This is a genomic window from Candidatus Cloacimonadaceae bacterium (genome assembly GCA_030693415.1).
In the GTDB taxonomy this organism is placed as follows: domain Bacteria; phylum Cloacimonadota; class Cloacimonadia; order Cloacimonadales; family Cloacimonadaceae; genus JAUYAR01.
Genome location: JAUYAR010000029.1, coordinates 25,260 through 40,384 on the forward strand (window position 1 = coordinate 25,260; position 15,125 = coordinate 40,384).

At 50.4% G+C, this 15,125-nt stretch carries 10 protein-coding genes; 7 read left to right on the top strand and 3 right to left on the bottom strand.

The genetic code is table 11. From position 1 onward, the window contains the following. Positions 1-123 precede the first annotated feature (123 nt). The 3 genes from Q8M98_02070 to Q8M98_02080 form a co-directional block, all read right to left on the bottom strand. Complete coding sequence (locus Q8M98_02070) at positions 124-762, bottom strand: hypothetical protein (protein MDP3113541.1); 639 nt, start codon at positions 760-762, stop codon at positions 124-126. Between the two features lie 836 nt (positions 763-1,598). After that, entirely contained in the window at positions 1,599-2,240 is a 642-nt protein-coding gene (locus Q8M98_02075) for a transposase (protein ID MDP3113542.1), read from the bottom strand. Positions 2,241-2,774: 534 nt separating this feature from the next. After that, positions 2,775-6,461, bottom strand: a complete 3,687-nt coding sequence (locus Q8M98_02080; protein MDP3113543.1) for a hypothetical protein — start codon at positions 6,459-6,461, stop codon at positions 2,775-2,777. A 703-nt stretch (positions 6,462-7,164) separates the two neighbouring features. Here Q8M98_02080 and add point away from each other — a divergent pair. The 7 genes from add (at position 7,165) to dnaJ (ending at position 15,124) form a co-directional block, all read left to right on the top strand. After that, a complete protein-coding gene (gene add, locus Q8M98_02085) occupies positions 7,165-8,244 on the top strand; it encodes an adenosine deaminase (GenBank protein ID MDP3113544.1) in 1,080 nt (359 codons plus the stop codon). 1 nt (position 8,245) lies between these two features. Further along, complete coding sequence (gmhA, locus tag Q8M98_02090; GenBank protein ID MDP3113545.1) at positions 8,246-8,887, top strand: D-sedoheptulose 7-phosphate isomerase; 642 nt, start codon at positions 8,246-8,248, stop codon at positions 8,885-8,887. Next, the gene (locus Q8M98_02095) at positions 8,884-9,921 is read left to right on the top strand and encodes an endonuclease (protein MDP3113546.1); all 1,038 of its coding nucleotides are present in this window, start codon (positions 8,884-8,886) and stop codon (positions 9,919-9,921) included. The genes gmhA and Q8M98_02095 overlap by 4 nt, the downstream gene beginning before the upstream one ends. A 363-nt stretch (positions 9,922-10,284) precedes the next feature. Next, complete coding sequence (hrcA, locus tag Q8M98_02100) at positions 10,285-11,331, top strand: heat-inducible transcriptional repressor HrcA (GenBank protein MDP3113547.1); 1,047 nt, start codon at positions 10,285-10,287, stop codon at positions 11,329-11,331. A 13-nt stretch (positions 11,332-11,344) separates the two neighbouring features. Continuing rightward, on the top strand, positions 11,345-11,917 hold the full coding sequence (locus tag Q8M98_02105; protein ID MDP3113548.1) for a nucleotide exchange factor GrpE: 573 nt from the start codon (positions 11,345-11,347) through the stop codon (positions 11,915-11,917). 21 nt (positions 11,918-11,938) lie between these two features. Then, complete coding sequence (gene dnaK / locus Q8M98_02110) at positions 11,939-13,888, top strand: molecular chaperone DnaK (GenBank protein MDP3113549.1); 1,950 nt, start codon at positions 11,939-11,941, stop codon at positions 13,886-13,888. A gap of 81 nt (positions 13,889-13,969) precedes the next feature. Then, complete coding sequence (dnaJ, locus tag Q8M98_02115) at positions 13,970-15,124, top strand: molecular chaperone DnaJ (GenBank protein MDP3113550.1); 1,155 nt, start codon at positions 13,970-13,972, stop codon at positions 15,122-15,124. The last annotated feature ends 1 nt before the right edge of the window (position 15,125 follow it).

The window sequence follows — 15,125 nt, forward strand, 5'->3', positions numbered from 1 at the left end:
ATGGGTTGGGTCCAACCTTATCTCTTGCGTCAATGTCCTCGATGGTGCTTGAGCATAAGCCCAAACAGTAAATATTAGGGCTAATACAGTGATAAACAATATCTTCTTCATTACAAGACTCCTTTATTTTTGATTGCTTCGAACAACGCGGTTTCTAGTCCCAGGGAAAACACCGGTCTGATCTGAGTTCACCATGAGCGGGTCGCCGATTGAAGTTGAGAAGTTGTTGTCCCATTCTCCCATCCAATCGATGTATTCGGCAGCAACAAACGCTTGTTCAGTGTTGCTCCAGTAACTTACTGTCGTTGCGCTTGCCAAATCGCCGACTAAACCAGCAAGGTTAAGATCGCTGCGATTCAAAGGAATCATTAACATGCTGTTACCAGAGACTATTTGATATACAGGGTGAGTTGCAGGGAGTCCGCCAATGCTATAAAACGTTGTTGATGCACCACAATTAACCATTAATACTGAGCCGTTCTGAACAGGGAAATTGTTGTCCCATTCTCCCATCCAGTCGATATATTCGGCAGCAACAAAAGCTTGTTCGGCATTGTCCCAATAACTTACTGTCGTAGCGCCGACCAAATCTCCTACTTCACCAGCAAGAGACAGACTCATGGTCATTGGTAGAGCAAGCATCGAGTTACCAGATGCAATCTCATACTTTACATATCCGACGACTTCGGACGGAGCAGATTCGACCGCTGCCAACATGCCAAAGGCAACCAGGAGCAACAGCGGCAATAATAATTTTTTCATAACATTCCTCCATGAGAATGATAATCATTTAATCTTTTAAAATGGTTTTGCTTGCAAACCGCCGCAAGGCAGGCTCACAAACGACGTGGAATACAATATCGGTTAGCGCCCAACGGGCTTCACCGGGTTTGATCTCGAAAGTGTGGTTTAGTATTTCATCGCACATTACACTCTATATATATTAAGCTACTTTGCTTCTGCTACCAATATGATTACAGCCGTAATCTTGTCAAGAAAGAAATGCGTTTTTTTGCATTTATTTTTTACTTAGTTGTGGAATTGCACAAATAACAGCCATTTACGAGATTGGGAAAGCATGGATTATTCGCGTCTTCGTGTCGCCGACGGGATAGGAGCCCGTTCGTGTCGCCGACGGGGACGTCGGCGTTCCATGGTCATGGAATTACCGACGTCCCCGTCGGTTCATGTCCGCAGGATCGGTTCATGTCCACAGGATCGGTTTATTTACGCAGGATGGTTTTACGAAATTGGTGGCTGTGCGATGTTCATCGCTACTGTCGCCGACGGGATAGGAGCCCGTTCGTGTCGCCGACGGGGACGTCGGCGTTCCATGGTCATGGAATTACCGACGTCCCCGTCGGTTCTTGTCCGCAGGATCGGTTCATTTACGCAGGATGGTTTTACGAAATTGGTGGCTGTGCGATGTTCATCGCTACTGTTGCCGACGGGATAGGAGCCCGTTCGTGTCGCCGACGGGGACGTCGGCGTTCCATGGTCATGGAATTACCGACGTCCCCGTCGGTTCATGTCCGCAGGATGGTTCATGTCCGCAGGATCGGTTCTTGTCCGCACACTCACCTCTGCACTTTCAGTCATTATTCAATCAACCCAGGATGATAATAACTATTCCTCCACTCAGACCTATCTTTGACCAAACCTGCTTTGACCGGATTGTCCAGAATATACTCTACTTCATGGTAATAGTGTTTTGGACTACGGATAAACCGGTCAAAATATTCATGTGCCCATAGCGTTCCTGAATGATTCATCACTTTATTTATCTCTTTAGCAGAATAAGTCTTGATCTTTTTCACTATCTCGCTGGTTTTGTGCCACATTCCAGAATTTTCTTTGAGGGGCTTGATCATGAGATGGACATGGTTTGACATCACGCAATATGCGTGCAACTCATATAACCGGTCATTATAATAATGAAACGCAGTTGTCAAAATCAGTGCGGTGGACGTTTCAGTCAAAGATATCCCCTTTAGTGAGCACTTTCCAAGGTAAAGATCGATCTCCTGCAATTTGTCACCGATTCGGATGAATTGATCAGAATCGTATTGAGCAGAATCAAGGTCATTTCCCCATGATTTCATCATTTCTCGTAGATCTTGATAGTGAAAAAGCAGCGGCTTTGGTAGTGTGAACGCTAAGCGCCACGTTAGTGAAATGATCTGACCTTGCTTTAGAAAATGAGGCAGTCTGCCTTTGTGATTTTCAATTATATTCGACATTGAGACCTCTCAGAAGTGTTAGTAGGGGGCAGCATCTGGCCGTCGGGTATATTTGTAAAGATATATTTTGATCAGTCCTCAAGATAATAACATGGTTCTGGTTATTCGATCTCGGGTTAGAAGCCCGTTCGTGTCGCCGACGGGGACGTCGGCGTTCCATGATCATGGAATTACCGACGTCCTCGTCGGTTCATTTCCGCAGGATCGGTTCATGTCCACAGGATGGTATTACGAAATTGGTAGATGTGTGATGTTCATCGCTACTGTTGCCGACGGGGACGTCGGCGTTCCATGATCATGGAATTACCGACGTCCTCGTCGGTTCATGTACGCAGGATCGGTTCATTTCCGCAGGATCGGTTCATGTCCACAGGATGGTATTACGAAATTGGTAGATGTGTGATGTTCATCGCTACTGTTGCCGACGGGGACGTCGGCGTTCCATGGGGTGGCGTTCCATGAGTTGGAAAAGGCACAAAAAAACAGCCCCCAAATCGAGGGGGCTGCCATTTTTAGTGGATCAGGTTATTTGGTTTATTTGGTCCGCGGAGTAAAGACACCAGCTTCAACAGGTGCAGTATCCCTGCGGGGATTGGCTCTAAGGTTAAGGTTTTCGACACCATTCATAACGGGAGCGGTTCTAGCCCGGGTGTTATAGGCTATCACTTTATAGAACTTCTTGGCTTCGGGGAAGGTGGGATCCAGCCAGGAAAGCTGTGGGGTGCTCCCCAGATAGGTATAAGGACCATAGGGATCGAACGCATAGTGGACATGATAGCCGGTCGCGCCAGTGATCGCATTCCAGCTTAATCCACCAGTTGTAATTGTTACGACAGGCGGGTCTAAGGGTAGGACTGCGCCCCAGGGAATGGCAAATCCGGTCAGTTCTGAACCGCTTTGGAAATCACCGATCTTCCAGGCAGAACCATTGACGGGGTAAATCCAATAGAGCGAGCCAATGGTGGTGTATCCTGCAAGATACAAGTGTCCGTTGTTACGGTCAAAGGCAATATCCTGAGCATAGTTCAGGTTAATGCCAAGCGAGCCAACCATCGTGGCAGCACCGGTGGTGGTGTTGATCGTGTACAGATAACCGGGCGAGCCAAGGGTCACGCCATAGAGGACGCCATTACCATAGGCAATACCGATCATCGTGCTTGCGCCGATCGTGCCGAGGGGGCCAATTAGAGTGGCTACGCCGGCGGGACTGATGGTATAGAGATCGCTTGGTGAGCTGGCATAAGTGACGTTATTGACTTGATCATAGGCTACGCCGGTGAGTGAGGCACCCGTTAGTCCGAGGTTTGTCCCGGATCCGTCAAGGGCGATCTGCCACCAGGCACTTGAAGTAGTGCTATAATCCGCGCCTTTCCAAATGTTAACGCCCATCCAGTCCGCTCCGGGCATGAAGTTTGTTCCGAAGGGATTGGTTGGATTCAGGTCGGTGATGGTTCCCGGTGTCCTCAGATTAAAGGATGAGGGTCCATCGAGAACTGCTGCCGGATCGTAAGCGGCATCGGCATAAGCCGGCACATCCAGAGGCAGGCAGATCAATACGCCGTTGAGCACGTCGTTGGCAATGTTTTGATCCGTTCCCAGCAGAGTGGTGACGGTGACGTTGTAGGCTGTATTTACTATGGGAAGGAAGGACGGGAACGATACCAACTGGCTGAGACCGGCGCCGAGAGCGTTGACATAAAACAACTCGGAATATGTGCCGATCTGCATACGGACGTTGAAACTGGCTGCGTTCACACCGTTGTTGATCACCGTGGCTTGGGGGATTCGAGCTTCAACATGGACAACTTGAGGCATATTAATGGCTGTGGGGGCTACATCCCAGTTCAAGGGGATAAACAACCGGACATCATCCACATACCAATAGTCATACTGGTAGTGATCGCCGTCCATAGTCCAGCCAAGGTATGTCACCGGTTGGGTGAGTCCGCCGACCTGAGCCGTTATCGTTCCGAGATGATTACCGGCGCCGCTGGCATAAGACCAGGGTGTGTTGAACCATTCGGTAAGGTTATGGCTATACTGCAGTCTGGCTGTCACGCCTGCTCCCCAGTCATCAAAGAAATGCTTGAATTCGGTTATGAATGAGCCGATACCGTTGGTATTGATCGGAGGAGAGATCAGACGGCTGATACCGATTCCCGAGGTCCAGGAGTTCTGCATTTCATTGGCAGTTCCTCCGGCATTTGCAGTGGTAGCCACAGTCCAGCGGTTTGATGTCACGCCGCCGGAGAAGGTCTGAGTCCAGCCTGAGGGGAACGTTGCCGCGGCAAAAGCCTGGGTATGCGGAATGGTGATCGAAGGATCGGCTTCGATCCGGAACCAGCGCGGAGGCTCAACAACTGCCGAACCGGCAGTGTTGACGGCTTCGACCGTCCAATACCAGCGTTCGCTGTAGTTGAAGGTTATGGGTGCGCCGGGGCCACCGGCATAGGTAGTGGGATTGAGGAAGGTAGCTGTGGTTTCGAAATACACGTCACCATAGATCGTGCCTTCGTCCATGGACATATACACGGCATACCAATCCGGTGCTCCACCTGTGAGAGCGGGTGACCAGGTTAGGTTAAACCCGGCTCTGGGCAATCCTGTGGCAGCGTCGGCAGGGGTATTGAGGGTTACTGGATTTGGAGGACCGACGGGGGTGGCACGGATCAGGACGTTATCGACCATCAGGTCGTTATCCGCGTCTTGACCGACAGGACCGGCATCTCCATAAAAGGCAATATACCTGATGCCGGTATAGTCGCTTAGATCGATGGTGATGTGTTCGCCGGCGGGATTGATGTTGTTCAGCACAAAGGGGGATCCGGCATTATCCCACAGACGCACCACATTGGCAGGCGTCCAGGATGTGCCGTCGCCGATCAAAACGATGAATTTGTCATCGGCGCCAGCCATCTGGGGAGGAGTGCTTATCCCGTTCCAGGCCATGTAGGCGACGTCAAATTCAAGCTGATAACCGGCACCGGGCATTTGGATGGGCGGAGTGATCAGCCAGCCGTTGATTGTACTATAGATATTGATCTTGGCTGCTTTGTTTAGGGGGCTTACTACATTGCACCAGTCGTCCTGCAACCAGGATCCGGTTCCGGCAGCGCCAAGAACGGTGGGATCAGCCAGCACGCCGCTGTATTTGTTCCAGTTTATTGGTAGCCAATGCGCGGCAAGCGTTCCGAAATCAACCGACCATGGGAAGCTGGAAACCAAGGGATCCGGTATGGTGGTGAAGCTCCAGACCGGGCAACCCACAGCAGGCCCAAATTCATTCCGGGGGACTATCTGCCAGATATAAGTCGTTGAGTATGCCAATGTTCCCGGAGCATAGGTTGTAGCTGTTTGGTTTATCGGGGTTACCGCTCCATTCCAATATACGTCATAGGAGGTGGGCATTCCGCCGCCGGACGCCCAGGAAAGAGTGGGAGTGAGGCTGATGTTTATAACACCTGATGGGGTTGGAAACACCAGGTTAGCCGGGTTCGGAGGTGTTCCGGCAACCGGCGGAGTCCACGTATAGGTCTGCCCGCTAACAGGAAATACAGTAGCCGTGCAGGTCATGGTGGCGCTATTTGCGGCACCGTTTGCAGGAGCTGACCAAGACGTGGTGGACGTGAGATTCTTGAAATCGGTGTTGTTTATGCCACGCAGACCTACTTGTACAACAGTGGCGGTGGCGTTATTGGTCATTGATCCAAATACTGCGATCGCTTTGTTTGTAGTTTCCTGCAGACGAATCTGGAAATTGAAGTTATCGCCGGTAACATTATATTTCCTGGCATTTTTCCATTGGACGACAAATTCGCGGTTAGGTGTGGTGCCTACAGTGTGATAACGGATTTCGCTTGTGGCGTCAATTCCTTGCAGGTCACGCGTAAAGGCGGAAACAACATTGGGGCCGGTTGTTGTTGAGCTGATCGGCGTATAGCCGAGAGAAACGGTCCCACCAAGGATTAGATATCCGTTGGGATTGATTGTCAAGCCAGTATAGGCTGTTTCATTGAAGGTAAAGGTAAAGGGGATAGTTTCGACAGGGAGAACGACAACAGTGTCGTCCCACGTGCCGGTAGCTGCCACGATACCTTCGGTGGTCAGCGCATTATAGGGACCCGCTGTGGGAGCGAAGGTATAATCAACCGCAAGCGCCCAAGCGCTGGTAAACAGCCCCAAGCACAGCACCGCTATAACTATGATTAATGGTTTCTTCATAATCTTAATCTCCTCAAAGAGTATTGAGTTTGTTTTGAGTGAAGAATCGAATAGGAGTCCTTAGGTCACCAGGAATGTTTGTGATTGACCCGGATGTGACTCCCGGTTTGATTTTTTAGTTTTGGAGCCAGGTACGGACGGACACAGCTTCGCCGGACACGCATCAGACGTGTTCATGTGCGATGAATCTTTGGCAGACATAGTGCCGGGGAGAGTGTGTTGAATCCGAGATGAAATACAAATGAGGTTTGAATAGGCTGGAGATGAACGCAAAGATGGGCGCTTGCATCCTTCGGCGCTTTTGGCACCGACTGCAAGATACTGACCGAAATCCGAAGAGTTCTGCATCAATCAATACTCCTTACCCCGCTTTGCGGAACTTTCTTGTTAGTCATGCAACTTGCGAACCCTGTGCAGGTTCGCATCCTGAGTGCCACTGGATAACGCATTTCATAGCAGGTATGACAGCAGACAACTCAAGCTGATGACCATATACTATGCACCCTATAATTATGTCAAGTGTTTTTTTTGTGAATACCGAAAATTCACTCCGGTTTTCGGATCAATAGACGGCTAACTAATTGGGTTTATTGAAGTAATCGCTGCACAGTTTCATCTTATACGAGATCGCCGCCATACGATTGTGCTTGACATGCAAACGCTTTCAATTAGCTTGTATCGTCTATAAAGAGGTTTATACATTATGAAAATCAAGATGACAAGAGAATTCATCGAAAAGCTGCCGAAGACCGATCTGCACGTGCATCTGGACGGCAGTGTGCGCATCGCAACGATCATCGATCTGGCAAAGACGCACGGCATCAAGCTGCCAACCATGGATGCGGAGGAATTGCGCAAACTGATCGTCTGCGGCGAACACACCGTGAGCTTGGAAGACTATCTGCGCGGCTTTCACATTGTGAATCTGGTGCTGCAAAACAAGGAAGGCTTGAAACGCGCCGCTTATGAGCTTGCCGAAGACGCAGCCAAAGAAAACGTGCGCTACATGGAAGTGCGCTATTCCCCCATCCTGCACACGCTGAACGGCTTGAAACTCACCGAGATATCCCAGGCGGTGTTGGATGGACTGAAACACGCGGAGAAGGATTTTCCGATCAAGACCGGGGTCATCATCTGCGGCATCCGTAATATGGACCCCACTACGTCATTGAAGCTGGCGGAGCTCGCCATTGCCTTCAAAAACAAAGGCGTGATCGGATTTGACCTCGCCGGCGGAGAATATAACCACCCTGCCAAGCATCACAAGGAAGCCTTTGACCTGGCGCTGAAAAACAACCTAAATATCACGATCCATGCCGGAGAAGCCTACGGACCGGAAAGCATCCACCAAGCCCTTCACTATTGCGGAACCCACCGGATCGGTCACGGAACCCGCCTGGTCGAAGACGGTGATCTGCTGAATTATGTAAACGACCATCGCATCCCTCTGGAGATCTGCATCAAGAGCAATTTCCACACCAAAGCGGTGCCGGATATCCGCTCCCACCCGATTGATTTCTATATCGATTATGGCTTACGCGTCACGATCAATACGGACAACCGCGTGATCTCGGACACCACCGTCACGGACGAATATATGCTCGCCATCCAAGAACTCAAGCTGGATTATACCACGATCAAATACGTGATCCTCAACGGCTTTAAAAGCGCTTTTCTGCCCTATAAAGAACGCGTCCGCCTGATCAACGAAACCCTGAGAGAGTTTGAGGAAATCGAAGAAAGCGAGCTCAAAACCAAGGTGAAAGTGAAGGAAAGTCTCTGATATGAAGCCGCTGAAGGACATGATCACGGCAGCGTTAGCTCTCTCGAAACAGACGCTCGAACGCTTTCTTTCAAATAGCGATAACATCCTGCAAATGGAGGAGATGGCAAAGCTTATCGCCAATGCATATCAGCGCGGGGCAAAGGTGATCATCTTTGGCAACGGCGGCTCCATGTGCGATGCCATGCACTTTGCCGAAGAACTCACCGGCAGGTTTCATCTTGATCGTCCCGCTTTGCCTGCCATCGCCATTTCCGATCCGGCGCATCTCACTTGCGTGGCAAACGACTATGGATTTGACCAGGTATTTTCCCGCGGTGTGGAAGCTTATGCCAAGCCCGGCGACGTCGTGATCGGCATTTCCACCAGCGGAAACTCTCAAAACGTGATCAAAGCCCTTGCCAAAGCGCAGGAGCTCAAATGCTTCACCATCGCGCTTTTGGGCAATAGCGGCGGCTTGCTCAACGGCACCTGCGATTATCAGTTGATCGTTGCTGCCCAGACCACCGACCGCATCCAGGAAGTCCATACCGCCATCCTGCACATCCTCATCCAATGCATCGAAGCGCAATTGTTCTTTGCCGAAGATTCCGCTTCGCAAACAACCACTGACCCCAACCCACCCTACGGAGATAACCAATGAAAGCACCTAAGACATTAATACTCCTTGCACTTATCCTCGCGTTTGCGTTCGCGCACGCCGGATATTATGATTCCGTAATCAACCTCACCGGTCAAAACCTCTATCTCGGACTCCGCACCCTCATTTCCACAAATACCTATAGCAACTACGATGGCGCCAAAGTGTTTCTGTTTCAGACTTTGGACAACGTAAACGGCTATGTGAAATGCATTTATACGGGATATAACTACAACGTCGGCTATTCTTACACCGGCTCCACCAATCCAAACACGGAACACACCTATGCCCAAAGCTGGTTTTCACTGCCACAGACCAGCATCAAAAAGGCGGATCTGCATCACCTTTTTCCCAGCAATTCCGTCGTGAACAGCTCTCGCGGAAACTATCCCCTCTTCACGGTCGCAAATCACGCGTCTGCAAATGTTTATTATAACGACACGCCCTGGCAGAGCTTTCGCGGAAACAGCAACTCCGGCTATACCGTTTTTGAACCCGCAAACCAGAGCAAAGGCAATATCGCGCGCGTCCTATTGTATTTCAATACCCGCTACAACGATCCCCTCACCCAGCAAAACGTGAATATGATTCCAGACCTGGTTGCCTGGCATTATCAGGATTTGCCGGATGCAGCGGAAATTGCCCGCAATCAAGCAATTTTCACGTTTCAAAGCAACCGAAACCCCTTCATTGATCATCCGGAATTTGTCGGAAGGATCTGGGGCGGCTCCTCAAACGAGGATATCACTATCCCCAATCCCTCGCCAATCGTCTTCCGCTTAGTCTATCCCAATCCTTTTTCGGACAAGCTTTCCATCGTTTTGGACTCACAAAGCAAAGCCGCCATCGAACTCGCGGTCTATAACCTGCGCGGAGAAAGAATCCGCAAGCTGGATATATTTGATCTTTCCGATGGGGATAGCATCTCCTGGGATGGTAAAAATGAACGCGGCGATAGCGTCCCCAGCGGAATTTATCTGATCCGCGCCATTCAGGGAGATCATCAAGCGATCCAAAAAGTGCTGAAAAGCAAATAGGATTTGCTCATGGAACGCCGACGTCCCCGTCGGCGACACGAAGCTCTATCCCTATGCGAAAATAGCGATAAACCTGACATGTCCACCAATTTCGTAAATCATCTACAAATCTGTAGTCAACCCACAAATCTGTAGTCAACCCACAAATCTGCAGCCGATCCTGCGGACATGAACCGACGGGGACGTCGGTAATTCCATACGCCGACGTCCCAGTCGGCGACAATCACCTCTCATCTTACATATCTCCCTCTTTTTTTTTAAGCACTCTCACATTTAGATTGACAATTTTCTTAAGTTGATTAGTATGTCTCTGAAATTAGCAGTTCGCCGTTGCGAGCGCTAAGATTATGAGAGGTAAATATCATGAAGAAGAATCAGCTCAGATTGAATGAGACTCTGGCTGCGCTGGTTGACGAATATATCAGCAGTGTGGAGCCGGTTTCGTCGCGAATCCTGAACGAAAAGTATCTCCGGGATGTGAGTTCCGCCACTTTACGTCTGGATTTGATGAAGCTGGAACAGCTCAATCTGATCTTTCAACCGCATACATCTGCGGGCAGGATGCCAACCCTTGGAGGCTATCGCGCTTACATGGCTCTGATCGAACCGGATCATGAAAATGTCCGCTATGAGCGGATGGAAGTGTTGCGCGAGCTTATAATCCACAATTACAAGGACACTCCGCGGGCGCTGCATTACATCATGCAGATGCTGGCAAAGGAAACCGATCAGCTCAGCTTTGTGGCGGAGCCGGAAGTTTCCAACGGATATCTTGCCAAGCTGGAGGTATTTTCCATTGGCGGGCACAAGTATCTCTTTGTGGTGAGCTTGGATTCCGGGCTGGACAAAACCGTAATGATGAAATGTGATTATGAAATCTCGGATACGCAATTGCGCAAGCTGGTGCGCTATCTCAATGACGAATTAGCGGGATTGCGCGTCTATGACATCGCCAATAAGGTTTTGGTCGAGATGCGTGAAAACCTGCACGAGGACAACAACCTGGTGAGCATGTTCTTGCGGGAATTGCACAAAGCGTTCATCGAGATTTCGGATTTCTTTATCCACTTTGATGGCAGCATCAGGTTTTTGGAACAGCCGGAATTTGATTCCAAGGAAAACATCCTCAGCTTTATGAACCTGATCCAGAGGCAGGATTATCTGCTCAATCTGATGCGTCTCAAAGAAGGAACAAAGCCTGTCAACGTGCTGATGGGTGAGGATTTCAACGAAGGCGCCTGGACGAGTTTTTGCCTAATTTACGGCAAATACGAGGTTTTTGGCATACCTGGCTACCTTGGCGTGATCGCACCGGTTCGAACCGACTATCGCAAACTCATTCCACTGGTGCGGGATATCACTCAAACCATCACCCAGACGACGCGCCGGGGCATGATGGTCCCGAAATAGGAGACAATAGAACATGTCTAAAAAGAAACATTACGACGAGCAAAAACACAAAGAGGAATTGGAAAAGATGGCTTTTGAAGAAGAAATCGCCACCGTCAAGGCTGAGCTGGAAAGCACGGACCAGCTTGTGGAATTGGATAAACAATGCTCCGAATGGAAGGATAAATATCTGCGGAATATGGCGGAATTTGACAACTACCGCAGGCGCAGCAATCTGGAAAGAGTGGAATGGATCAGACTCGCCACCCAGATTTTTGCCCTTGAAATCTGCGAGGTGTTAGATAATTTTGAACGCGCACTGCTGCAGCTAAAAGAAGATCAGATGGAAGACACCTTCGTTAAAGGCATCCTGATGATCGAACAGCAGCTTCGTGGCGCATTGGAAAAAGAGGGAGTCAAACGCATCGACGCTTTGGGCAGGGAATTTGACCCCGCCCGCCATGACGCCATTGCGCATATCCCCAGCGAATATGAAGAAAACGTGGTTGCCGCCGTGATCAAAAACGGCTATACCATGCACGACAAGGTGATCCGTCCCGCAAGTGTGGCGGTCTCATCCTCAAAACACGACGAAGATAAAAATTAAAAAAATCCCTGGAGGTAAAAAATGGGAAAGATAATTGGAATTGATCTCGGAACAACTAACTCATGCGTGGCAGTGTTAGAAGGCGGAAAGCCCGTCGTCATCACAAACGCGGAAGGAACCAGAACGACCCCGTCCGTGGTGGGATTCGCCAAAGACGGTCAGCGTTTGGTTGGTCAACTGGCAAAAAGACAAGCGGTCACGAATCCCGTAAACACGGTTTTTTCGATCAAACGGTTCATGGGACGCGCTTACAACGAAGTGAGCGAAGAAATGAAACAAGTCCCCTTCAAAGTGATCTCCGGCTTGAAGGGACAGGCGGCGGTGCATATCGATACGGATAATAGAAACTACACGCCGCAGGAGATTTCCGCAATGGTGCTCACGAAGATGAAGGAAACGGCAGAAGCCTATCTGGGACAAGCCGTTACCGAAGCTGTGATCACCGTGCCGGCATATTTTAACGATGACCAGCGTCAGGCGACCAAGGATGCCGGAAAGATCGCCGGTTTGGACGTGAAACGCATCATCAACGAACCCACCGCCGCGGCTTTGGCTTATGGCATGGAAAACAAGAAAGAACAAAAGGTCGCGGTCTATGATCTGGGCGGCGGCACCTTCGATATCTCGATTTTGGATATCTCCCAAGGCGTGGTCGAAGTGCTTTCCACAAACGGAGATACGCACCTTGGCGGAGATGATTTTGACAAACGCGTGATCGACTGGATTCTCGAGCAATTCAAGAAACAGGAAGGGATTGATCTCTCCAAAGACCCGATGGCGATGCAGCGTTTGCGCGAAGCCGCCGAAAAAGCCAAGATCGAGCTTTCCGGCACGCAAATCAGCAACATCAACCTGCCTTTCATCACCGCGGACGCCACCGGACCCAAGCATCTGAGCCTGGACCTGTCTTTGGCGGAATTTAATCGTCTCACCGAAGATCTTGTGCAAAGAACTCTTGGACCCTGCCGTAAAGCGCTTGAAGACGCCAAGCTCGGCACATCCGACATCCGGGAACTCCTACTGGTGGGTGGAAGCACACGCATCCCCGCGGTTCAGGACGCCGTCGAGAAGTTTTTTGGCAAAAAGCCGAACCGCAGCTTGAACCCAGATGAAGTGGTCGCCATCGGAGCATCGATCCAGGGCGCCATCCTTTCCGGAGACGACCACGTGAGCGAAGTGCTGCTTTTGGACGTCACGCCTCTCTCCCTGGGCATTGAAACCCTCGGCTCGGTGATGACAACCCTGATCTCCCGCAATACCACTGTTCCAACCAAAAAGAGTCAGGTCTTTTCCACCGCCGCGGACAATCAAACTGCCGTGAACATCCAAGTTTTGCAAGGCGAACGCCCCATGGCTCAGGACAACAAATCCCTGGGTAGATTCGATCTCGTTGGCATCCCTTCCGCGCCTCGCGGCATGCCGCAAATCGAAGTCACATTCGATATCGACATCAATGGCATCCTGCATGTTTCTGCAAAGGACAAAGGCACCGGCAAGGAACAATCCATCAAGATCGACCGTGCCGGAAACATCAGCAAGGAAGACATCGAACGCATGATCAAGGACGCGGAACTGCACGCCGAGGAAGACAAAATACGCCAGGAATTCATCACTGCCAAGAATGAACTGGACGCCCTGGTCTTCAGCACCGAAAAGAGTTTCAAGGAATATGGCGACAAGCTATCCGAGAGCGAAAAAAACGAGCTGGAGGCGGAAATCAAAAGCGCCAAGGAAAAGCTGGAAAGCGCCACCGAGACCTCTGAGCTGGAAAACATCAAGGAAAGCCTGGGGAAAAAAGCCCAACGCCTCGGTGAGATCATCTATGCCAACATGCAGCAGCAAGGCGGAGCGGGGGGCGATCCCAACGCCGCGGGCTTCAATCCTGAGGATTTTGCTCAAGGCGGACAGAGCGAACCACAGCAAGAACAGGGGCCCATCGATGCGGACTTTGAAGTGGTTGACGATAAATAACCTTAAAAACAAGAGTGCGAAGGGCGTATGTATTGCGCTCTTCGCGTTCATAAGATAATATCCGGCAAGGAGATAAAATAAATGGCGAAACGGGATTACTATGAAATTCTCGGTGTGAACAAGAGCTCTGATGAAGCGGAAATCAAGAAGGCTTACCGCAAGCTGGCGATGCAATTTCATCCGGATAAAAACCCTGATAATAAAGCAGCGGAAGAGAAATTCAAGGAAGCCTCGGAAGCCTATGAAGTCCTTTCGGACAAGGACAAACGGCAGATTTACGATCAATATGGCCATGCCGGATTGGAAAGCCAGTTTGGCGGCGGCGGATTCAATTGGGACAATTTCACCCATCGCGGCGATCTGAACGACATCTTTGGCGACGGATTCAGCAGCATTTTTGAGACTCTCTTTGGTGGCGGATTCGGCAGCGGAGGCAGATCCCAACGTTCCTCAAACCGCGGCGAAGACCTGCAGATCGAGCTTTCCATCACCTTGAAAGAGATCGCGCTCGGAACTGAAAAAACGATCAAGATCGGGGTCAAGGATTCCTGCGACAAATGTGGAGGCAGCGGCAGCGCGGATGGAAATTCCGAAAGCTGCACCCAATGCCGCGGTACCGGACAGGTGCGAACCGTGCGCCAATCCCTTTTCGGACAGATGCAAACCATCGCGGAATGCCCTTCCTGCCGCGGCGAAGGCAAGATCATCAAAAACAAATGTGCCAAATGCTATGGCGAAGGACGCATGGGCAAGGTCAGCGAGATCAACGTCAAAATCCCCGCCGGAGTGGAGGAAAACCAATATATCCGTCTGCGCGGACAGGGTAATGTCGGTGCTCGCGGAGGCGTCAGAGGAGACATCCTCGTGCTCATTCATGAGAAACAGGACGATACCTTTGAACGTCATGGCAACGACATCCTCCTCGAATATCCCATCTCGCTTTCCCAAGCCGTGCTGGGAGATGAAATAATCGTTCCCACTCTCACTTCCACCGTGAAGATGAAAATCCCCGCGGGAACTCAGAGCGGCAGGCTCTTTCGCCTCAAGGGACAAGGCATCCAGGGTTTGAATACATATTCGCGCGCGGATCAGATCGTGCGCGTCATTCTGGTCACACCCACCAAAATCTCCAAGGAAGAAACCGAGCTTTATCACAAGATCCGCGAGTTTGACAGCAAGCGCGTACTCAAACCCGGCAAGGGGTTCATCAACAAGCTGCGCGATTTCTTCACCTAAG